Source organism: Nocardia sp. CDC159 (assembly GCF_023740735.1).
GTDB lineage: Bacteria > Actinomycetota > Actinomycetes > Mycobacteriales > Mycobacteriaceae > Nocardia > Nocardia pulmonis.
Genome location: NZ_JAMRXH010000003.1, coordinates 391,221 through 411,155 on the forward strand (window position 1 = coordinate 391,221; position 19,935 = coordinate 411,155).

At 70.1% G+C, this 19,935-nt stretch carries 19 protein-coding genes; 11 read left to right on the top strand and 8 right to left on the bottom strand.

The window, feature by feature from the left end:
* Nucleotides 1-317: 317 nt before the first annotated feature.
* On the bottom strand, nt 318-443 hold the full coding sequence (locus NDR87_RS37225) for a hypothetical protein (RefSeq protein ID WP_286013240.1): 126 nt from the start codon (nt 441-443) through the stop codon (nt 318-320).
* Nucleotides 440-1,792 carry an 8-oxoguanine deaminase gene (locus NDR87_RS08775; RefSeq protein WP_251910627.1) on the bottom strand — a complete coding sequence of 451 codons (1,353 nt, stop codon included), beginning with the start codon at nt 1,790-1,792 and terminating at the stop codon, nt 440-442. Before NDR87_RS08775 ends, NDR87_RS37225 begins: the two co-directional genes overlap by 4 nt.
* A gap of 294 nt (nt 1,793-2,086) precedes the next feature.
* Here NDR87_RS08775 and NDR87_RS08780 point away from each other — a divergent pair, with 294 nt between their 5' ends.
* Nucleotides 2,087-3,586 carry a PucR family transcriptional regulator gene (locus NDR87_RS08780; protein WP_251910628.1) on the top strand — a complete coding sequence of 500 codons (1,500 nt, stop codon included), beginning with the start codon at nt 2,087-2,089 and terminating at the stop codon, nt 3,584-3,586.
* A 3-nt stretch (nt 3,587-3,589) separates the two neighbouring features.
* Here NDR87_RS08780 and NDR87_RS08785 read toward each other — a convergent pair whose 3' ends face one another.
* Nucleotides 3,590-4,030, bottom strand: coding sequence for a hypothetical protein (locus tag NDR87_RS08785; RefSeq protein ID WP_251910629.1), 441 nt, complete (start codon nt 4,028-4,030; stop codon nt 3,590-3,592).
* A 45-nt stretch (nt 4,031-4,075) separates the two neighbouring features.
* Nucleotides 4,076-4,504, bottom strand: coding sequence for a hypothetical protein (locus tag NDR87_RS08790; RefSeq protein WP_251910630.1), 429 nt, complete (start codon nt 4,502-4,504; stop codon nt 4,076-4,078).
* A 310-nt stretch (nt 4,505-4,814) separates the two neighbouring features.
* Here NDR87_RS08790 and sph point away from each other — a divergent pair, with 310 nt between their 5' ends.
* The 4 genes from sph (at nt 4,815) to NDR87_RS08810 (ending at nt 9,445) form a co-directional block, all read left to right on the top strand.
* Entirely contained in the window at nt 4,815-5,795 is a 981-nt protein-coding gene (gene sph / locus NDR87_RS08795; protein WP_251910631.1) for a sphingomyelin phosphodiesterase, read from the top strand.
* A gap of 116 nt (nt 5,796-5,911) precedes the next feature.
* Nucleotides 5,912-7,405, top strand: coding sequence for an alpha/beta fold hydrolase (locus NDR87_RS08800; RefSeq protein ID WP_251910632.1), 1,494 nt, complete (start codon nt 5,912-5,914; stop codon nt 7,403-7,405).
* A gap of 46 nt (nt 7,406-7,451) precedes the next feature.
* Complete coding sequence (locus NDR87_RS08805) at nt 7,452-8,144, top strand: response regulator transcription factor (protein WP_251910633.1); 693 nt, start codon at nt 7,452-7,454, stop codon at nt 8,142-8,144.
* Complete coding sequence (locus NDR87_RS08810) at nt 8,144-9,445, top strand: HAMP domain-containing sensor histidine kinase (protein WP_251910634.1); 1,302 nt, start codon at nt 8,144-8,146, stop codon at nt 9,443-9,445. The genes NDR87_RS08805 and NDR87_RS08810 overlap by 1 nt, the downstream gene beginning before the upstream one ends.
* On the opposite strand, the gene NDR87_RS08815 is transcribed toward NDR87_RS08810, so the two are convergent.
* Genes NDR87_RS08815 through NDR87_RS08825 form a run of 3 tightly spaced genes read right to left on the bottom strand, consistent with a single transcriptional unit; the run spans nt 9,432 to nt 12,015 of the window.
* Nucleotides 9,432-10,283, bottom strand: coding sequence for an alpha/beta hydrolase (locus NDR87_RS08815; RefSeq protein ID WP_251910635.1), 852 nt, complete (start codon nt 10,281-10,283; stop codon nt 9,432-9,434). The genes NDR87_RS08810 and NDR87_RS08815 overlap by 14 nt on opposite strands.
* A complete protein-coding gene (locus NDR87_RS08820; RefSeq protein ID WP_251910636.1) occupies nt 10,280-11,071 on the bottom strand; it encodes an alpha/beta fold hydrolase in 792 nt (263 codons plus the stop codon). Before NDR87_RS08820 ends, NDR87_RS08815 begins: the two co-directional genes overlap by 4 nt.
* Nucleotides 11,068-12,015 (bottom strand): alpha/beta hydrolase, encoded by a 948-nt coding sequence (locus NDR87_RS08825; protein ID WP_251910637.1) that lies wholly within the window; start codon nt 12,013-12,015, stop codon nt 11,068-11,070. The genes NDR87_RS08820 and NDR87_RS08825 overlap by 4 nt, the downstream gene beginning before the upstream one ends.
* A 120-nt stretch (nt 12,016-12,135) precedes the next feature.
* Between NDR87_RS08825 and NDR87_RS08830 the strand changes: the two genes are divergently transcribed.
* Nucleotides 12,136-14,883, top strand: a complete 2,748-nt coding sequence (locus NDR87_RS08830; protein ID WP_251910638.1) for an AAA family ATPase — start codon at nt 12,136-12,138, stop codon at nt 14,881-14,883.
* On the opposite strand, the gene add is transcribed toward NDR87_RS08830, so the two are convergent.
* Complete coding sequence (add, locus tag NDR87_RS08835; protein WP_251910639.1) at nt 14,884-15,900, bottom strand: adenosine deaminase; 1,017 nt, start codon at nt 15,898-15,900, stop codon at nt 14,884-14,886.
* Nucleotides 15,901-15,959: 59 nt separating this feature from the next.
* Here add and NDR87_RS08840 point away from each other — a divergent pair, with 59 nt between their 5' ends.
* The 5 genes from NDR87_RS08840 (at nt 15,960) to NDR87_RS08860 (ending at nt 19,782) form a co-directional block, all read left to right on the top strand.
* Nucleotides 15,960-16,355: a RidA family protein gene (locus NDR87_RS08840; RefSeq protein WP_251910640.1), complete on the top strand. Its 396-nt coding sequence runs from the start codon at nt 15,960-15,962 to the stop codon at nt 16,353-16,355.
* A gap of 26 nt (nt 16,356-16,381) precedes the next feature.
* Nucleotides 16,382-17,575 carry a CdaR family transcriptional regulator gene (locus NDR87_RS08845; protein WP_251910641.1) on the top strand — a complete coding sequence of 398 codons (1,194 nt, stop codon included), beginning with the start codon at nt 16,382-16,384 and terminating at the stop codon, nt 17,573-17,575.
* Between the two features lie 50 nt (nt 17,576-17,625).
* Nucleotides 17,626-17,964, top strand: coding sequence for a helix-turn-helix transcriptional regulator (locus tag NDR87_RS08850; RefSeq protein WP_251910642.1), 339 nt, complete (start codon nt 17,626-17,628; stop codon nt 17,962-17,964).
* Entirely contained in the window at nt 17,954-18,430 is a 477-nt protein-coding gene (locus NDR87_RS08855; RefSeq protein ID WP_251910643.1) for an SRPBCC domain-containing protein, read from the top strand. Before NDR87_RS08850 ends, NDR87_RS08855 begins: the two co-directional genes overlap by 11 nt.
* A 140-nt stretch (nt 18,431-18,570) precedes the next feature.
* The gene (locus tag NDR87_RS08860; protein ID WP_251910644.1) at nt 18,571-19,782 is read left to right on the top strand and encodes a hypothetical protein; all 1,212 of its coding nucleotides are present in this window, start codon (nt 18,571-18,573) and stop codon (nt 19,780-19,782) included.
* Nucleotides 19,783-19,935 lie beyond the last annotated feature (153 nt).

The following is a 19,935-nucleotide window of genomic DNA, read 5'->3' on the forward strand; positions in this document are numbered from 1 at the left end:
GAGCAACCACCCCGGGAAACGAAGGAGACTACTCTCGGAGGCGAAAGCCACCGAGCGCCTTCTCATTCCCCGAGCGCCTTCTCATTCCCCGAGCGCCTTCTCATTCCCCGAGCGCCTTCTCATTCCCCGAGCGCCTTCACATTTCCCGGGCGCCTTCGCACTTCCCGAGCGCCTTCACATTTCTCGAGCGCCTTCTCATTTCCCGAGCGAAGCGAGGGACCCCCCGTTGATCAACAGCCTTGAAACATCTTCTCCGGGACGGGCCGCGGCCCTGGTGAGGCCGCGGGTTCCCGGTGCGAGCAGAGCGTGGGTGACTCTCACTCGGGTCGGTGGTGGTATGCGCGGGACTCTTCGACGAGCCCCTCATCGAACACGTCGGCGATCGCCGCGGATACCGGCGTGGCGGTCGTCGTCGGGGACCGGGCCGAGCGCGTCACCGTCATCGCGACACCTCCTCGCCCAGCAGCCTGGTCCGGGCGCGCGCACCGGCGCGGCCCAGCCGATCCTGGGCGGCCGTGCGCAATTCGTCGTTCTCCACCACGGTGCGGCCGCCCACCAGCAGCAGTGCCAGCGGTGGGGTGGGGCCGAACACCAGGGCGCACACCGGATCCGCCACCGCGGCGCGGAAGCCGTCGACCCGCCAGACCGCGATATCGGCCAGCTTGCCGACCTCGAGACTGCCGATCTCGTTGTGGCGACCCAGGTTCCGGGCGCCGCCCAGCGTGCCCATCGCCAGCGCCTGGCGGGCGGTGAGCGCGGCCGGGCCGTGCACCGCGCGCTGGAACAGCATGGCCTGGCGCATCTCACCGGCCAGCGAGGTCAGCTCGCTCGACGCCGCGCCGTCCACGCCCAGTCCGACGGGCGCGCCCGCGGCCAGCAACTCCACCACCCGCGCGATGCCCGCGCCGAGCCGGGCATTGGAGCTCGGGCAGTGCGCGGTACCGGTGCCGGTATCGGCGAAGCGCCGAATGTCCTTGTCGTGCAGGTGCACCGCGTGCGCGAACCAGACGTCGGCCCCCAGCCAGCCGAGCTTCTCCATGTATTCGACCGGGCCGCAACCCATCTGCTCGCGGCAGTGCCGCTCCTCGTCGAGGGTTTCGGCGAGATGGGTGTGCAGGCGCACGCCCCGCTCGCGAGCCAGCGCGGCCGATTCCCGCAGCAGCGCCTCGCTGACCGAGAACGGCGAGCACGGCGCGACCGCGACCCGCAGCATCGAGTCGAAGGACGGATCGTGGTACCGGTCGATCGTTTCGATTGTGGCGGCCAGGATTTCGTCGGTCCGCTCCACCACCTCGTCCGGCGGCAGCCCGCCGTCGGATTGCCCGCGGTCCATCGAACCGCGGCACGGATGGAAGCGCAGTCCCACCTCCGCGGCCGCGCGCACCTCGGCGTCGAACAGGTCGCCGCGGCCCTTCGGGAAGAGATAGTGATGGTCGCTGGCGGTGGTGCAGCCGGTCAGCGCGAGCCAGGCCAGCCCCGCGCCCGCCGCGTCGTGGACCACCTCGGCATCCATCCGCGCCCAGGTGCGGTACAGGCCGGTCAGCCATTCGAACAGCGTCGAGTCCTGGTACAGGCCCTGGGTGGCCCACTGGTAGAGGTGGTGATGGGTATTCACCAGGCCGGGGGTGACCAGGCAGCCGGTGGCGTCGACGCGGCGCGCCCCCTCGATCCGCGGCGCCGGACCCGCGCCGAGGGCGGCGATGCGGCCGCCCTCGATCACCAGATGGCCGTTGTCGATTTCGTCCCCGATCACCGGCGCGAGGTACGCGTTCTCGATGACGATCCGGCTCACTGCGCGACCGCCCGAGCTGCGGTTCGCAGGACTTGCATTTGACCTCCAACGGCGTAAAACGTGTTCCACGAGTACACCCGCCGGGACGCCGCCCGGGCCACGGACCGGAACTCCGAACTGTGGGCTGGTTCACATCGGGCCGTTTGTACTTATCTCCAAAGCCCGTGACGCGGGTGTTACCGGACGCCCACCCGGTGACATCGGTGTTACGCGCCGCCGTGGCCTCGCCCACATCCACGCCGTGACCGGTATGTCGGAGACAGTCCGGACCGCGGGCTGTTAGCGTCGGAAATCATGCGTCTTCGTTCCCTGCTCACCATGACGGATCTGGGTCTGGAGCTCGTCACGGGGGAAGAGGAGCTCGACCGGTTCGTGCGCTGGGTGGTCACCCAGGATTTGCCCGACCCCAGCCGATACCTGTCCGGCGGGGAACTGGTGCTCACCGGGATGCAGTGGCACGCCTCCGCCCACGATGCCGACGTCTTCGTCTCGGCGCTCGCCCGGGCCCGGGTGGCGGCGCTGGCCACCGGCGACGCCCGCTACGGCGGGCCGCCGGAGGATGTGATCGAGGCCTGTCGCCGCTATCGGGTTCCGCTGTTTCGGGTGCACGAGCACGTGGCCTTCGCGACGGTCACCGAGCGGCTCACCCGCATGCTGTCCACCGGCCGCGCGGCCGATCTGACCGCGATTCTGGACCGGCATCGCCAGCTGGTTGCCGGGACCGGGCTGGGTTCGGTGCTCGAGCTGCTCGAACGCGATCTCGGCCTGCGCTGCTGGGTGCTCTCCTCGGTCGGCCGGGTGGTGGACGGACCCGAGCAGGCACCACCCGAGCAGGCCGTGCCCGCATTTCTGGCGGCGCGCCGACTACCCCGGGTGATCGTCTCCGACGAGCGGCACTATTCGCTGTTCGCGGTCGACGAGCATGGCACCTCGCGGGTGGCCGACTGGTTGCTGGTCTTCGAGGGCGACTGCACCGACTGGCCGGAGGAGCGTCGGGCGCTGACCGGGGAACTGGCGGCGGTGGTGTCGCTGGAGCGGGCCCGCCAGGACGATCGGCAGAGCGCCGAGGGACGGCTGGCCGAGGAACTGATCCAGCTGATCGTCTCCGATGCCAAACCGGCGGACATCATCTCCCGGTTGGAGCTGACCGGACTCGGCGCGGCCACCCGCTACGTCGCGGTGGCGGCCGGGGCCGGAGCCGGACTGCGGCCCAGGGAGTTACGCGCGCTGCTGCGCGAAATCCTGCACGGCACCGCGCCCGCCGCGGGCGTGGTCGACGGCGAGGCCATCGCCCTGGTGCCCACCGACGCGCCGGTACTCGATCGCATCCACGCCGCGCTGGAACTGCTCGAACCGAGTCTCGCCGCCACTCCGCTGTCCATCGGCGTCAGCGGGGTCGTCGACGGCGAGGGATTGCGCGGGGCGGTCGAGGAGGCCCGCTATGCCCGGCGGATGGCGGCCGGGCGCGGCCGGGCCGCCGCTGTCGTCGGGCACGACGAACTGGCCACGCACATGCTGCTGCTGGCGAGCGTCCCCGACGAGGTGCGCCGGATGTTCCGGCTGCGCCTGCTGGACCCGCTGACCAGCTACGACCAGGACAACGGCGCGGACCTCGTGCACACCCTGGAGACCTTCCTGGAGACCTCGGGCTCGTGGACCCGCAGCGCCGAACTGCTGCACGTACACGTGAACACGCTGCGCTACCGCATCGCCCGCATCGAGGAGCTCACCGGCCGCGATCTGTCGCGGCTGGAGGATCGCGTGGATTTCTTTCTGGCACTGGCCCTGCGGTGACTATTACCGAGGCAGGACCTCGCAGCCTTCCCGGGTGCAGTACAGACTGGCGAGCAGGCCGTCCTCGGTCGGGGCCGCTCCCTTGAAGATCGAGACATCGATCCGATGCACCTGCCCGGCCTCGACGACGAAGCGCTTGCCGAAATGTTCGGTGCGGCCAGGCCGCGCGGTGGTGCAACCGCCGCCGCCCCCGAGTTCACCATTGCTTCCGTTGTAGCAGACGGTGTGCACGTCACCGGCCGCGGTGATCCAGCCGTACGCGCGCGTGGAACGTCCCGGCCCCCAGTAGATGTCGCCCTCGGTGCGGGTGTCACCGTGCGAGAGCTGCCAGTGGGTCACCAGTTCCCCGGCGGCGGGCTCCGGCTGCGATTCGGCCGCGGCCGCGGGAAGCAGCGGCATGGCCAGCACCGCCGCCACGCCGAGAATCGTCGCCCAACTACGCATTTTTCCTACCTCACTTCGCTAACGATTTCATGCGGTGGATCGACTTCACCGCCGCGTTGATGGCTGCCCGACCTCGCAACCCTCGCGGGTGCAGGTGACCCAGGCGACCGCGTGTTCCTGTCCAGCGGTCCACAGTCCGACGTGAACACGATCGATGCCCCAGTCGGTGCCGACTCGGAAGGTGAAGGGCACGGGTCGGCCCGGTCGCGCGGTGAAGCATTTCTCCTCGACGACGATGGGGCCGTTGTCACCCCAGTAGCAGAGCTTGTCGATGCCGCGCGTCGCGCTGAACCGGCCGTGGCCGTACGCGTAGGTGCCCGCACCCCAGTAGACATCTCCCCCGGTGCTCGCCCCGGCGTGCGACAGCTCCCAGTGAGTCACCCGCTTCGCCTCCGCGGGCTCCGTCGCACCGGCGAGACCCGTGGCGAGCGACATCATGGCCGCCGCACCGAGAACGGCAATCAGCTTACGCATGTGTGTTCCCTCATCTCCCGAAAGTCTTCGCCGATCTGCGATCGAAATGTCTTGTGTCCCAATTTATCTCGACACGGCAATAGTATCCGTCGCCGAAATCGCACGCAGCCCCCGGAAATAGGGTCCGCTTCGATCAAAGTCGTTGTCGCACAGATATTTCGAACACCTCTCGACGTCCTGAGAACATCGCCCCTGAGATCGACAGTCCCATATGGACACAGTTCTCCTCGACAACATCAATCCCTCACATACCGGACACCTCCGCGTCGTCAAGCCCCATTTCCCTTGGCCCGGAACGGAAGGAGAACCCATGACACTCAGCCGGAGCACGCTCCTGCGCATACTCGTCGCCCTCGCCGCCACCGCGGTGTCGGTGCTGAGCCTGCCGCACCCCGCGCAGGCGGCACCCGCGGCGCCGCCGCTGAAGGTGTTGACCTACAACGTCTTTCTGATGAGCACCAACCTCTATCCCAACTGGGGACAGGCGCACCGCGCCAAGGCCATCGTCGCCGCCGACTTCTTCCGCGGCAACGATGTGGTGGTGCTGCAGGAGGCGTTCGACAACGACATCTCCGATTCGATGAAAGCCGATGCGGCCCGGTCGTATCCGCATCAGACCCCGGTGGTCGGGCGCGGCCGGGACGGCTGGGACGCCACCGGCGGCAAGTACTCCGACAACACCGTCGAGGACGGCGGTGTGATCGTCATGAGCAAGTGGCCGATCCTGCGCAAGGAGCAGGTCCTGTTCGAAAACGGTTGCGGCGTGGACTGGACGGCCAACAAGGGCTTCGCCTACGTGGTGCTGAACGTCAACGGCGCCAAGGTGCACGTGGTCGGCACCCACGCCCAATCCACCGACAGCCGATGCCGCGCGGGCGAGGCCGTCTCCGATCGGGCCAAGCAGTTCCGCCAGATCGCGGCCTTCCTGGACGGCAAGCGCATTCCGGCGGCCGAGCCGGTGCTGGTGGCGGGCGATCTGAATGTCGACTCGCACGGTCCGGAGTATCGGAGCATGCTCGACAACGCGGGACTGGACCCCGCCGACATCCGCAACGGCCACCCCTACTCCTTCGACACCGAGACCAATTCCATTGCCGCCTACCGCTATCCGGGCGAGGCGAAGGAGGATCTGGACTACGTGCTGTTCCGCCGCGGCCATGCCCGCCCGGCGGGGTGGACCAATACGGTCATCCGGGAACAGTGCCCGCCGTGGACGGTGAGCAGCTGGGGTAAGGACTACACCTACACCAACCTCTCCGACCACTATCCGGTCGTCGCGGGCGGCCGCTGATCCACCTCCCTCCCCTCTTTCGATTCTTACGTCGTTTTGCCGTTCGGCCGACTCGGCTCTGACATTCGCCGAGCAGTATCGGCGCTCGACAGACAGCGAAGAAGGAGGTCCGAGGGATGCGCGGTCTGCGTAAGTCGGTGAGTCTGGTCCTGGCGGTCGCCGTGGTCGGCGGGGTGCTCGCGGGATGCGGCGGCGGGTCGAACGACTCGCCGCCCACCCCCGCCTGGTGCCCCACGGTGCCCGACCGCACCGTGCAGTGTGGCGTGCTGGCGCGCCCGCTGGTGGCCGATCGGCCCGAACTGGGCGAGGTGCAGGTCGGCTATGCGCTGGTGCGGCGCGAACACGGCGACCGGCCGAGTGCGGGCACGATCGTGCCGAATCCGGGCGGGCCGGGCGTGCCGATGATTTCGCACGCCCCCGAGGCGGTGGCGCTGTCGTCGGCGCTGCTCGACGATCACGATCTGCTGCTCATCGATCCGCGCGGGACCGGGGTGTCGAGCCCGATCGACTGCGAGGTGACCGAACGCGAATTCCAGCTCGGCACCCGCGAACAGCAGATCCAGGCCGCGCAGCGCTGCGGCGAACGGCTCGGCCCCCGCGCGGCGGGCTACACCACCGCCGCCACCGCCGACGACTTCGACGCGGTGCGCGCGCGGCTGGGCATCGACAAGCTGGTGCTGTACGGCATCTCCTACGGCACCTACCTGATGCCGGTCTACGCCCAGCGCCACCCCGATCACGTCCAGTCGATCGTGCTGACCGGCGCCTATCCGGCCGCCTTCGACAAGTGGCAGCGGCCCAATGCCGAGGCGGTCTCGCTGACACTGCGGCGCATCTGCGAACGCAGCCGCGCCTGCGATCCGACGACCGCGGTGGCCGATCTGCGGGCGACCGCACAGCGGCTGCGCGAGCAGCCCATCGCCGTCGACGGCCCCAACCCGGTGCTGCTCACCGAGTCCAAACTGGCCAATCTCATCTTCGAGGACGCCACCTCCAATGTCGGCATCGATCCGACCGCGCCGACCCCGCTGGGCATGCTGCCGGCCGCCCTGCACGCCGCGGTCGCGGGCGACGACGGGCCGCTGCGCGAGTTCACCAACCAGATCACCGCGCACGCACCGTATGAGAAGGTCGGCGCCTACATCGCCGTGACCTGCAACGACTATCCGCAGTTCTGGTCCCCGGAAGCCACTGTGCCGCAGCGCGAACAGCAGTACCGCCAGGCGCTGGCGCAGGTCCCCGAACTGGGCGCGTTCAGCGGCGAGGGCTTCGCCGCCGCCCAGCGTGATCACGGCGATGTGTGCCTGCGCTGGACCAACGCCTCCAACCCGCGCCCGGACCAGATGCGCGAGCCGATGCCGAACGTCCCGGTGCTGGTGCTCTCCGGTGATCTGGACGCGGTCACGCCCGATGCGAACGGCAAGCTGGCCGCCGCGCGCTTCGCCCGCTCGACCTTCGTCTCGGTGCCCAATACCGGCCACGTGCCGGACCTGGAACCCAGCGGCTGCGTCGTGGGCCTGGTGAACGAGTTCGTCCGCACCGGCGCGATCGCCTCGACCGCCTGCGTACAGGCGATTCCGCCGATCGCCGTGACGCCGGTCGCCCGGTGAGGCGGCCCTGATCATGTCCGCGTCCACCACCGGCCAGAATGACCTCATGCAAGCCGTGAACCCGGGCCCGTCGGTGCTCGTCGTCGAGGACGACCCGAATGTGCGCAGCACCCTGGAACAACTGCTGCGCTTCGAGGGCTACCGGGTACAGCTGGCCGGGGACGGGATCGAGGCGCTCGACCTGCTCGAGCGGCAGCGACCCGATCTGGCGGTGGTGGATGTGACGATGCCGCGGATGGACGGCCTGTCGCTGTGCCGGACGCTGCGCCGCCGCGGCGACCGATTGCCCATCCTGGTGCTCACCGCGCGGCACCAGGTGGGCGATCGGGTGGCCGGCCTGGACGCCGGGGCGGACGACTATCTGCCCAAACCGTTCGACACCGAGGAATTGCTCGCCCGCCTGCGCGCCCTGCTGCGCCGCAGCGCCCCCGATCCCGTCGAGGTGCTCACCGTCGCCGATCTGACCCTGGACCCGGCCACGCGCGAGGTGCACCGCGGCGAGGTGCGTCTCGATCTGACCCGCACCGAATTCGACGTCCTGGAACTGCTCATGCGCAACGAGCGGATCGTGCTCAGCAGAAGCCGCATCTACGAACACATCTGGGGCTACGACTTCGACACCGAATCGCGATCGCTGGACGTCTACATCGGCTACCTGCGCCGCAAACTCGAACAGGACGGCGCGCCGCGGCTGATCCACACCGTGCGCAATGTCGGCTACACCATTCGGGAGCAGTGATGCTGCGCGCCCGCATCACGCTGGTGGCGGTGACCGCGGTGGTCGCCGCCATCGTGGTCGCGATCGTCACCGCCTATCAGGGCGTCGCGCCGCTGGTCGCCGATCATGTCGACCGCGGCCTGTCCGATCGCGCCGATACCGTTGTGGCGCTGCTGGATTCGGGTGCGCCGGTTCCCGAACGCCCGGATATGACCGAACAGCTGCTGGACCCGGACGGTTCCGTGCGCCCGCTGACGCCGGACCGGGCCGCGCTGCCAGTGTCCGACGCCGACCGCGCCGTGGCCCGCGGCGGCCAGGCCACCGCCTACACCGATATCGTCCTCGACGGCAAGGACTACGGCGTCTTCACCAAGGCCCTGCCGGGCGGCGGCGCGGTCATGGTCGGGCAGAACCAGGCCGAAGTCGCCCACATCGATCACCAATTCCTTTGGCGCACCGGCTGGATCACCGCACTCGCGGTGCTGGCGGCGGCCGCCTTCAGCTGGCTGCTGATCGGCCGGATCCTGCGACCGATCCGCGAGCTGGCCGACACCACCGCGCGGATCACCGCCACCGGCGAGCTGTCCGCGCGCCTGCCCGAGGCGGGCCGCGACGAGATCGGCGAGCTGACCCGCAACTTCAATGCCATGCTGGCCGCGCTGCGGCTCTCCCGCGCCCAGCAGCACCGCCTGGTCGAGGACGCCGGACACGAATTGCGCACCCCCCTGACCTCGATTCGCGGTAGCGCCGAACTCCTGCACCGTGCCAACGGCCGCCTCTCCCGCGAGGACGAGTCCCGGGTGCTCACCACCCTGGTGCAGGAGGCCAAGGCGCTCGATGCCCTCGTCGGCGAGCTGGTCGACCTGGCCACCGACCACGACATCGCCGAGGCGGCGACCACCGTGCACCTCCCCGATCTCGCCGAGGACTGTGCCCAGCGTTTCCGCCGCCGGACCGGCCGCGTCATCACCGTCACCGCCGAGGATCCGGCGCCGGTGCGGGCCCGTCCGCGAGCACTGGCCCGCTGTGTGGACAATCTGGTCGACAACGCCCTGAAGTACAGCCCCGACGACACCTCGGTCGAAATCCGAATTCGCCGCGGCCGCCTGGGGGTTCGCGATCACGGTCCCGGTATCGATGCCGCCGACCGGCAGGCGGTCTTCGACCGCTTCTACCGGGCCGACCGCACCCGCGCGACCCCCGGTTCCGGTTTGGGGCTGGCCATCGTGCACGACATCGTGACCGCCCACGGCGGAACGGTATTCGCCACCGATCACGCCGCGGGCGGTGCCGAGGTCGGCTTCGAGCTCAACGCCGAATGACGCGTTCGACGAAATCCAGTGCGGTCTCGGCGACCTCGCGCCAGCCGTCGTCGATGGTCAGGGCGTGACCGCGGCCGGGGATCTCGGCGAATTCGGTGACCCCGGGATTGCGCCGCTGCTTGCGGTACGCGGCGTGGGCGAGTGCGTGCGGGATGGTGTGATCGCGCTCGCCGGAGATGATCAGCAGCGGCCCGCGGTCCGGAGTGCGGCTGTCCACCGTGGTTTCCCCCCTCGGAACCAGATTGGCGAACGCGGCCTGGAACAGCGGCGCCCCGGGCGCGGCGACGGCGAAGGTCTCGTAGAGCCGGTGTGCCTGCTCCTCGCTCACCGCATTGGCGAAGGCGTAGCGGAACTGATCGAAGGTGAGCGATACCGCCCGGCGCCGATTCGCCGGATTGCGCAGCACCGGGGCCGAGGCCCGCAGCGACGAAAGCGGCAGCGGCAGCACGCCTCGGAACGGGGCCGGGTCGATGGCCACCGCGGCGGCGGCCAGCCCCCGCCCGGCGAGGATCTGGGTGAGCAGGCCGCCGAAGGAATGGCCGATCAGCACGGGTTTGTGCGCGAGTTCACCGAGCACCGCGGCGAAATGGTCGGCGACCTGTCCGACCCGCTTGTCCGCGAACACCTCCGGACGCTTGCGGGCCTGCTCGACGGTGTCCGGATCATCGGGCCAGCCCGGCGTCAGCGGTGCGTAGCCCGCCGCGGCGAACAACTCGGCCCACCGGTCCCAGCTGCTCGCCAGCAGCCACAGCCCGTGCACGAAGACCACGGGCACCCGGTTCCCGGCGTTCGCCTCGGCGATCTGCTCGCGGGTGCGTGCGTCGATCGTGGTTGTCATCGGGACTCCCCCTGTGCCGCAGCCTGTTCGACGACCGTCGCGACGACCCGCGGCTGCGACACCAGGCACGCGTGCGAGGCGGACACCTCACTCGTGTGCGCCCGCATCCGCGCGGCCATCTGCCGCTGGGACGCGGGCGGGATGACCCGATCCTCGCTCGCGACCAGATACCAGCTCGGCAGCCTGGTCCACGCGGCCGGTCCGGAGGGCTCCAGATTCGCGGTGAGCGCGAGGGTGCGCTCGTGCGCGATCATGTCCGCGGCGGTGGCGTCGCCGACGTCCTGGGCGAACACGTCGCGGAAGTGGGCCGGTGCGACCCGGGCCTCCAGGCCGGACGCCGACGGCTCGAGCGCGAGAGCCGGTGGCAGCAGGCGAGATCCGGGGAACCGGATCGGATCCAGCGCGAGCTGCGCGGGCTCACCCTGCCCGGGCGCGAATGCCGCCACGTACACCAGCGCCCGCACGCGGGGGTCGTCGACATTGGTGATGACCACCCCGCCGTAGGAGTGACCGACGAGCACGACCGGCCCGTCGACGTCGTCGAGCGCCCGCTCGATCGCCGCGGCGTCGATCGCGGGACCCCGTAACGGGTTGTCGGGCACCACGACCCGATAGCCGTCGGCGCGCAACATCGCCGCCACCGCGTCCCAGCTCGTGGCATCGGCGAAGGCGCCGTGCACCAGCACGATGGTCGGCGTCGGCGTGGCCGTCGCGGGCCCGGCCGCGACCGCCGCCACCGTGAGCGCGCCGAATACCGCCCCCAGCCAACGCTTTCCGGAGATTTTCATGCCGACCACCACTGTCCGATCCGCAGCGCCGCCCGCAGGAACGCGACCGCCTGGGTGATGGCGGCCTCGGCCGCGTACGTCTCGCGCAGGGCATTGAGCATCACGAAGTCGTGGATGATGCCCTGATACCGCACGGCCGTCACCGCGACACCGGCGGTGCGCAGCTTGGTCGCATACGCCTCGCCCTCGTCGCGCAGCACATCGGCCTCCGCGGTGATCACCAATGCCGGTGGCAGCCCGGTCAATTGTTCGGTCGTCGCACGCAGCGGCGAGGCGGTGACCCGGGCCCGTTCGGCGGGGTCGGTGGTGTACTGGTCCCAGAACCACTGCATTGCGTCGCGACGCAGGAAGTAGCCGGTGGCGAACTGCCGGTAGGACGCCGTGTCGAAGGCCGCGTCGGTGACCGGATAGAACAGCACCTGTCCCGACAGCGCCGCGCCACCGCGCTCCTTGACCAGCAGTGTCAGCGCGGCGCTCAGATTGCCGCCCACCGAATCCCCCGCCACCGCGATCCGCCGCGGATCCAGCCCGTGCTCGCCGCCGTGCGCCGAAACCCACCGCAGCGCCTCGAAGCACTGCTCGAGCGCGACCGGGTAGCGCGCCTCGGGCGAGCGGCTGTAGTTCACGAACACCACGGCCGCCTCCGTTCCGGCCGCGAGCTCGCGGGCCAGCCGGTCGTGGGTGTGGTCGTTGCCGAAAACCCAGCCCGCGCCGTGGATGTAGAGAATCACCGGCAGCGGTCCGGACACCTCCGACGGCCGGAAGATGGTCAGATCGGGTTCGGCGACCACCTCGCGCTCGGTGCCAGGCACCGGCACCTGCGGCGACTGCACCTCGTCCACGGTCTTGCGGCCCTCGATCGGGCCGAGATCGAACAGGTAGGGCGGATTCGCGGTCGCTTCCACGAACGCCTGGGCCGCCGGTTCCAATACGGGTCTGCTCATCGCTGTCCTCACAGCTCGGAAAATGGGATCCCCTCGAGCCTGGCCCGTGGCGCCCGCGTTCGAATCCTTGGCGCACCCCAGTGGTGAGCACCAAGATCGCGCCGCCATTACCTTGTGACCATGGTTCTGCATGGCCGCGAGGCCGAGCTCGGCGAGCTCGACGGATTGTTGCGCCGGGCCGCGTCCGGCCGCAGCGGCGTGCTGGTGCTCGCGGGCCCGGCGGGGATCGGCAAGACCGCGCTGCTCGAACACGCCCTCACGGCCGCGTCGACGCTGCGGGTCGCCCGCGTCGCCGGTATCGAAACCGAGCAGGAGCTGGGCTTCGCCGGGCTGCACGGGCTGCTGCTGCCGTTTCTCGGCGAGCGCGGGCGGCTGCCCGCGCCGCAGCGCGATGCGTTGGAGACCGCGTTCGGCATGCTCACCGCCGCCGCCCCGCCGGATCTGTTCCTGGTGGGACTGGCCACGCTGTCGCTGCTCGCCGATGCCGCCGCCGAGCGGGCGCTGCTGCTGGTGTGCGACGACGCCCAGTGGCTGGATCGGGAATCGCTGCGGGTGCTGGCCTTCGTCGCCCGCAGGCTCGACGCCGACGGCATCGTGCTGCTGTTCGGCGTGCGCGAGGATCAGGTGCTCGACACCGTGCTGCGGGACCTGCCCACGATCCCGCTGGCGGGGTTGGCCGCGACCGACGCCGCCGCCCTGTTCGACGCCGCGCTGCCCGCCGCGATCGATCGGGTGGTGGCCGAGCGGCTGCTGACCCGGACCGACGGCAATCCGCTGGCCATCCTGGAGCTGGCGCGCGGCCTCGGCGAGGGCCTGCCCGCCGACTTCGGCTTCGGCGAGCCGCTGCCGCTGGATCGCCGATTGGAGGCGCGGTTCCGGCGCGTGGTCGAACGGCTCGACGAGTTCACCCAGGACGTGCTGTTGGTGCTCGCCGCCGATGCCAGCGGCGATTACGGCCTGGTGCGACGGGTCGTCGAGGCGCTGCGCCCGGACAGCGCCGCCGCGCTCGAGCAGGCCGCGGACCACGCCCGGCGCGCCGATCTGATCGTTACGACCCTGGGGGCGGCGCGCTTTCGGCATCCGCTGATCCGCTCGGCGGTCTACAACGGGGCCGCCGCGACCCGGCGGCGGCGGGTGCACGCCGCGCTCGCCGAGGCCGTCGATCCGATCGGCGACGCCGACCGGCGCGCCTGGCATCGCGCGGCCGCACTCGACGGCCCCGATGCCGAGGTGGCCGCGGAGCTGGAGACCGTGGCCATCCGCGCCCGCGAGCGCGGCGGTCACCTGGCCCAGGCCGCGTTCCTGCGCCGCGCCGCCGAGCTCACTCCCGTTGGCGCGCAACGTAATGCGCGGCTACTGGCCGCCGCGGGCGCGGCGCTCGTGGCGGGCGCGCCGCATCTGGCCGAGCAGCTGCTCGACCTGCTCACCCCGGATGTCGGCGTGCCGCTGCTGGACGCGTACGCCCGGCGGCTGCGCGGGTTTCTGCATGTGATGCTGGGCCGGGCCGGGGCCGTTCCGCTGCTGTTCGAGGCCGCCCAGAGCTTTCGCGCCACGGATGCGCGCACCGCCCGCGACACCCTGCTGGAGGCGTTCGACGCGGTCATCGTCGTGGCCCACATCGGCGCCGGGATGAGCGCGCGCCGGATCGCGGCGAGTGCCTTGGACACCCCGCCCGCCCCCGGCGCGCCCAGCATCGCCGATCTGCTGCTGGACGCGCATGCGGAACTGGTTGGCCGCGATCATGTTTCGGCCGTTCCGGCGATGCGGCGCGGACTCGACGCCATGCTCGCCGCCGGCGCCGAGGAGGGTGACGCGGCGCGTTGGTTCCTGCTCGGCGTCCTGCTGGCGATCGAGCTGTGGGATATCGAGGCACTGGGGATTTGCGCGCGACGCTACGGCGCGACCGCGCGCCGACACGGTGCGCTGCGCATGCTGCAGGCGGCCATCCACGGCGAGGCGACGCACGAATTGCTGTGCGGGCGCTTCACCGCCGCGGCGGCGCGCTTCGCGGAGTTCAAGGATGTCGCGGCGGCCATCGGCGCGGATCTGCGCTTCGCCGACAGCAGCGACGCGCTGCTGCACGGCTGGCGCGGGGACGAGGAACGCACCCTGACCGCCGTCGCGGTGCAGGCCGGTCCCGAGGCCGAACGGCCGGGCGGTCTGCAGGTGCAGCTCGCCCGGACCGCGCTGGTGGTGCTGCATTTGGGGCGCTGCCGGTACCCGGAGGCGCAGCGGACCGCGGCGATCGTCTTCGACGAGGACCCACCACATTTCGGCAGTGTCGTGCTGCCCGATCTGATCGAGGCGGCCGTGCGCAACGGCGATACCGCGACCGCCGAGCGCGCGCTGCACCGTCTGGCCGAGCGCGCCGAGGCCGCCGGAACCCCCTGGGCCCTCGGCCTTCTCGCCCGTGCCCGCGCGCTACTGGCCGACGACGACACGGCCGAGGAGCTGTACCGGGAGGCGCTGACGCGGCTGACATCCACATCGGTGACCCCCGAGCTCGCCCGCACCCGGCTGCTCTACGGCGAATGGCTGCGGCGGCGTCGCCGCCGCCGCGATGCCCGGGTCGAATTACAGGGCGCCCATGAGCTTTTCGAGCAGATGGGCGCGGCGGCGTTCGCCGAGCGCGCCCGCACCGAACTCGCGGGCACCGGCGAGAAGGCGCGGCCGCGGCTGCCGGAGAACTCCTACGATCTGACCCCGCGCGAACTGCAGGTGGCGCATCTGGCCGGTGCGGGCGTGACTAATCAGGAGATCGCCGCCGAACTGTTCCTCAGTGTCGCGACCGTGGAATACCACCTGCGCAAGATCTTCCGCAAACTCGGCGTCACTTCCAGACGTGAACTGGGCCAACGACTTCGGTGATCAGGCCCGGCCCACATAGGAGTCGATCTCGCCCAGGAATGCCTCCTGGCGGGCCGGGGTGATCCAGGACGCCCGGAAGGAGTTGGCCGCCAGGGTGATCAGCTGCTCGCGAGTGAGCTCGCCCTGTTCGGCGAGGGCCGTGTAGTTGTCGGCGATATAGGCGCTGAAATAGGCCGGGTCGTCGCTGTTGATCGTGACCAAGAGGCCGCGGTCGAGCAGGGTCACGATCTCGGGGGCCTTCATCTGTTCGGTGACAACGGAATTCGAGATCGGACAGCAGGTCAGGGCAATGCCTTTGGTGCGGGCCAGCTCGACCAGCCGGTCGTCGGAGACGATATTGGTGCCGTGGTCGAGGCGGTCGACCCCGATGTCCTCGAGGGCCTGGCGGATATGCTCGAGGGAGTCGGGCTGGTCGATATCGCAGTGCATGGTCAGCAGAAAGCCCTCGCGGCGGGCGCGTTCGAAGACCGCGGCGAATTTGCGCGGCGGATTGCCGCGTTCATCGGAGTCCAGGCCGACGCCGATGATCCAGTGCCGGTAGGGCAGCGCCTCGAGCAGGGTCGCCATGGCGTATTCGGCGGGCAGATCGCGCAGAAAGCACATGATCAGCTCGGCGGATATCCCGAACTCCCGCCGGGCCCGCACGATCGCCGATCGATATCCGCTCACCACGCTCGCGAACGGCACCCCGCGCGAGGTGTGCGCCTGCGGGTCGAAGAACATCTCCACATGCCGCACGCCCTGAGTGTGCACGCGGCGCAGATACTCATAGGCCAGATCGTGGAAGTCGACCGCCTCGCGCAGCACCGCCATCGCCGGGTAGTACACCTGCAGAAACGAGCTCAGATCGTGGAACCGGTAGGTGGCGCGCACCTCCTCCTCCGACCGCTGCGGCAGCTCGATCCCGTTGCGCCGGGCGAGCCGGAACTTCAGCTCCGGCTCCAGCGTGCCCTCCAGATGCAGATGCAATTCGGCCTTGGGCAGTCCCCGGACGAATGCGGCCAGCGGTGACAACATCTGCCCATCATCCTCCGCCGCAATGGTTTTCGCGGCACGATCCGGGCAGGATGGGCGGCATGGACCTGCTCAGCCCCGCCGAATTGCCGCCGACCAACGGGTACAGCCATGTCGCGGCGGTGCCGCCGGACAGCCGCCTGGTGTGGACCTCCGGTCAGGTGCCGTTCGACGCCGACGGGAATCTGGTTGGGCCCGACGATTGGGAGGCACAGACCCGGCAGGTCATGACGAATCTGACCGCGGCGCTGCGCGCGGGCGGGGCGAGCTGGCGCGAGGTGTTCAAGCTGACGATCTACGTCGTCGACACCTCGGCGCTGGCGGTGGTCCGGAAGGTCCGCGACGAATTCGTCGACACCGCCAATCCGCCGACCAGTTCGCTGGTCCAGGTCGCGGGGCTGTTCCGGCCCGATGTGCTGATCGAGATCGAGGCGATCGCCGCGGTCGGCCGGGGCTGATCCCCGACTGGGTACGGTGGACAGTCATGGCAGCGCCGCAACCCGCCCTCTCCACTCCCGGGACCCGGAAGCTGGCCGCGGCGTGCCGGGCCGATGTTCCGGCGCTGACCAGGCGACTGATCTCCGCGATCTTCACCGACAACCCCGAATGGACCGACTACACCTCGGTGCCGCGCGCCGATCTGCGCGACGGCTGCCGCCGCTATCTGACCCGCATTCTCGATCTGCTCGGCGGCGACGACGGCGATCCGGAGCGGGACGAGGTGGCCGCCTCGATCGGCCGCCGCCGCGCCGAACAGGGCGTGCCGCTCGAGGCCATGCTGCGCACCTTCCGCCTCGGCGGCGGCATCGTATGGGAGGCGCTGCTGGATCAGGCCGACGATGTCGGGCCGCAGGAGATCCGCGAGGCCGGTACCGCGATGTGGACGGTCATCGACGGCCTGTCCTCCGCACTGGTCACCGCCTACCGCAACACCGAACTCGAACAGGTCCGCCGCGACGAGCGCCGCCGCCACGCCCTCATCGAGGATCTGCTCGCCGGACGCGCCCACGACGCCACCTTCGCCGCTCGGGCCGCGCGCGAACTGAATCTGCCGACCCAGGGGGCGTATCTGGTGGTGGCCGCCCGGGGCGAGGGACGGCCGCTGCAGATCGGCACCGAAACCGCGTTGGCCGCCTTGGGGATTCGCTCGGTCTGGCACGACCGCGTCGACACCACCATCGGGCTGGTGTCGGTGGAGGGTCGCGACGATCATGCCGTGCTGCAACACCTTCGGCCGCATGTGCGCGGCCGCGCCGGGGCCTCCCCCGCGGTACCGGGTCTGGCCCAGGTGGACTCGGCCCATGCGCTGGCCCTCATCGCACTGCAGACCCTGCCCGGTGACACTACGGGTTTGGTATCCCTGGACGAGCGCTATCCGGAGGCGCTGCTGGTCCGCTCCCCCGATCTGACCGACCTGCTGCTGACCCATACCCTCGGCCCGATCCTGAATCTGCCCGGCCGGGAACGAGACATCCTCCTGGACACCCTGGCCGCCTGGCTCGCCGAGAACTGCTCGGCCGCCCACGCCGCCCCACGCCTGCACTGTCATCGCAACACCGTGATCAATCGGCTGCAACGCATTTCGACCCTGCTGGGCCGCCCGCTCGAGGGCCAGCGTTCCTACGTCGAGCTGTCGCTGGCGCTGACCGCGCTCGGCGCGGGCGGACGCACCGCATAGCCGTATTTCCGACCTTGACCGCGCCGTCCCGGCGCGCAATACTGAACCAGATGGTTCAGCATGACTTCCTCGACGCCTCGTTCGCGGCGCTTTCGGATCCCACCCGCCGCGGGATCCTGGAGCGGCTCGGCCGGGGCCCCGCGACCGTCAGCGAATTGGCCGAACGCTTCGCGATGACGCTCACCGGCGTCAAGAAGCACCTGCGACTGCTGGAGGACGCGGGGATGGTGGTCACCGAGAAGCGCGGCCGGGTGCGGTACTGCCGACTCGGCGACAACCGGCTCGACCGGGAGGCGGCGTGGATCCGCGGCTACCGGCAGATGGTGGAAGCCCGAATGGACCGTCTGGAAAGGTTTCTCGAACACACGGAGCACAATCATGAGCACTGATACCGACGCCGTCGTCACCCCTGTCGGCGAGCAGACGATCCATGTCGAGCGCGTCTTCGACGCCGCCCTCGACCGGGTGTGGGACGCCTACTCCCGGCTCGAGCAGCTGGTGCAGTGGTGGGGCCGCGGCAACCGCCTGGAAGCCGAGCGCTGGGAGTTCCGCAAGGGCGGGCACTGGCGGCTGGTCGAGCACGCCGACGGCGAAGCCCACGGCTTCGAGGGGCGATTCCGGGAGATCACGCCGAAGGAGCGGATCGTGCAGTCGTTCGAGTGGGACGGTATGCCCGCTCACGTCTGCATCGACAGCACCACCTTCGTCGACCTGGGCGACGGCCGCACGAAGGTCGTGACCGACAGCCAGTTCTTCACCCGGGAGGAGCGCGACGGCATGCTGCAGTCGGGTATGGCGTCCGGACTCAACGAGAGTTATCGCGCCCTGGACGCCCTGCTGGCGAAGGCGGCCTGAGCGCCGCAGCGCGGGTGGGCCGATTCCGGGCCCGCCCGCGTCGGATCGCTGCGAGTTTGCTCACATTGACGAGCCGACCACACGGTTCTTAGCTGTATGTGACATAGCAGTTTCACATGGCCGCTGGTCGGAGGTGTCGCATGCAGACGGTGGAGCAGCGCCTGCTATCCCCGGGGGAGACCAATCAGCTCACCATCGGCGTCGACGCAGTCATCGCCCAGGCCCGCATCGACGGCACGGTCGACCCCACGCTACTGCAGCAGGCTCTCGACCTGTTGACCACCGCCTACCCGCTGCTGCGCAGCCGGATCGTCGAGTCGGATGCAGGCTATTTGCTGCAGTACACGGCCGGTGAGCGCCCACCGCTCCGCATCGTCGACGTGGACGCGGACCCCTTCGTGCTCGAGCTCAACACCCCGCTGCACCGCGACCGCGGGCTCGCGCGGGCCGGATTGTTCCACCACCACGGCGAGAACGTCGTGAGCCTGGTGATCGACCATGCGGTGGCCGACGGCCGACTCGTCACGACCCTGCTGCGCAGGCTGCTCGATTACTACACCGCGGCGACCGAGGCGCGCACGCCGAATCCGGCCCGCGGCACGGGCCTCGAGCCCGCCCTGGAGGACCGCCTGGCCGAGCAGTACGGCACCGACCAGGTCCCCGTGGCGCCCGCGCTGGTTTCCGGGGCCAAACTCCCCACACCGGCCCGCGGCCCGATTCCCGTGCAGCGCTTCGGGGTCGGCCACCTCGCCCTGGACCGTCTCGCCACCACCGCGGTGACCCGGCGTGCCCGCGCCGCGGGCGTCTCGGTGCACGCCCTGCTGAGCGGGACCGTGGCGGCGGCCCTGTCGGCCACGGTGGATGGTCCGATCGTGCTCTCGTTTCCCATCGATCTGCGCCCCCGGCTGCGGCCACCGCTGCGACCCGACGCGCAACTGCTGGCGATCGGCACCGTCTACGCCGTGATCCGGCCCACCGCCTCCGACGATGTCACCGACCTGGGGCGGCGCATCGCCACGCAGTTGACGGCGAGCCTGGACCTGGCCCTGCCGCAGCGCTCGCTGCTCCAACCGCAGCCACTCGGCGCGTCCACCCTTCCGACGGACACCATGAGCGTCTCCAATATGGGACTGCTGGATCCGCCGACGCTGCCGACCGGCCTGGAACTGCGGTCGCTGCGCTTCGGCACCGCCGTTCCCCAGCCCACCCCGATCCTGTTCGCCGCCACCACCAACGGCCGCCTCGAACTCGATCTCACCTACGACAGAACGTATTTCACCGACGAGCAGATGACCGCGCTCACCGACGGCCTGCACGGTCGCCTGACGAGGTTCATGCGCGTCGCCGCATAGCGCGCCGATTGGGCGCAGCGCCCACTTTCCCCGCCGGATTCCTGGGCTTACGAGTCATTGTTTGTGCACTGCGCGGCGGCGAGACTCGACTGCGATGACCCACGCCACAACCGGGGCGGGGGTCTTTGAGCATTCGAGACGAGGAGCACCACG

Excerpts from the sequence above, each read along its gene's own strand:
- NDR87_RS08780 (WP_251910628.1), top strand. The coding sequence starts at position 2,087 with ATGCGTCTTCGTTCCCTGCTCACCATGACGGATCTGGGTCTGGAGCTC.
- NDR87_RS08810 (WP_251910634.1), top strand. The coding sequence starts at position 8,144 with ATGCTGCGCGCCCGCATCACGCTGGTGGCGGTGACCGCGGTGGTCGCC.
- add (WP_251910639.1), bottom strand. The coding sequence starts at position 15,900 with ATGTTGTCACCGCTGGCCGCATTCGTCCGGGGACTGCCCAAGGCCGAA.
- NDR87_RS08830 (WP_251910638.1), top strand. The coding sequence starts at position 12,136 with ATGGTTCTGCATGGCCGCGAGGCCGAGCTCGGCGAGCTCGACGGATTG.
- NDR87_RS08790 (WP_251910630.1), bottom strand. The coding sequence starts at position 4,504 with ATGCGTAAGCTGATTGCCGTTCTCGGTGCGGCGGCCATGATGTCGCTC.
- sph (WP_251910631.1), top strand. The coding sequence starts at position 4,815 with ATGACACTCAGCCGGAGCACGCTCCTGCGCATACTCGTCGCCCTCGCC.
- NDR87_RS08785 (WP_251910629.1), bottom strand. The coding sequence starts at position 4,030 with ATGCGTAGTTGGGCGACGATTCTCGGCGTGGCGGCGGTGCTGGCCATG.
- NDR87_RS08840 (WP_251910640.1), top strand. The coding sequence starts at position 15,960 with ATGGACCTGCTCAGCCCCGCCGAATTGCCGCCGACCAACGGGTACAGC.
- NDR87_RS08860 (WP_251910644.1), top strand. The coding sequence starts at position 18,571 with ATGCAGACGGTGGAGCAGCGCCTGCTATCCCCGGGGGAGACCAATCAG.
- NDR87_RS08800 (WP_251910632.1), top strand. The coding sequence starts at position 5,912 with ATGCGCGGTCTGCGTAAGTCGGTGAGTCTGGTCCTGGCGGTCGCCGTG.
- NDR87_RS08805 (WP_251910633.1), top strand. The coding sequence starts at position 7,452 with ATGCAAGCCGTGAACCCGGGCCCGTCGGTGCTCGTCGTCGAGGACGAC.
- NDR87_RS37225 (WP_286013240.1), bottom strand. The coding sequence starts at position 443 with ATGACGGTGACGCGCTCGGCCCGGTCCCCGACGACGACCGCCACGCCG.
- NDR87_RS08845 (WP_251910641.1), top strand. The coding sequence starts at position 16,382 with ATGGCAGCGCCGCAACCCGCCCTCTCCACTCCCGGGACCCGGAAGCTG.
- NDR87_RS08825 (WP_251910637.1), bottom strand. The coding sequence starts at position 12,015 with ATGAGCAGACCCGTATTGGAACCGGCGGCCCAGGCGTTCGTGGAAGCG.
- NDR87_RS08815 (WP_251910635.1), bottom strand. The coding sequence starts at position 10,283 with ATGACAACCACGATCGACGCACGCACCCGCGAGCAGATCGCCGAGGCG.
- NDR87_RS08850 (WP_251910642.1), top strand. The coding sequence starts at position 17,626 with ATGGTTCAGCATGACTTCCTCGACGCCTCGTTCGCGGCGCTTTCGGAT.
- NDR87_RS08820 (WP_251910636.1), bottom strand. The coding sequence starts at position 11,071 with ATGAAAATCTCCGGAAAGCGTTGGCTGGGGGCGGTATTCGGCGCGCTC.
- NDR87_RS08855 (WP_251910643.1), top strand. The coding sequence starts at position 17,954 with ATGAGCACTGATACCGACGCCGTCGTCACCCCTGTCGGCGAGCAGACG.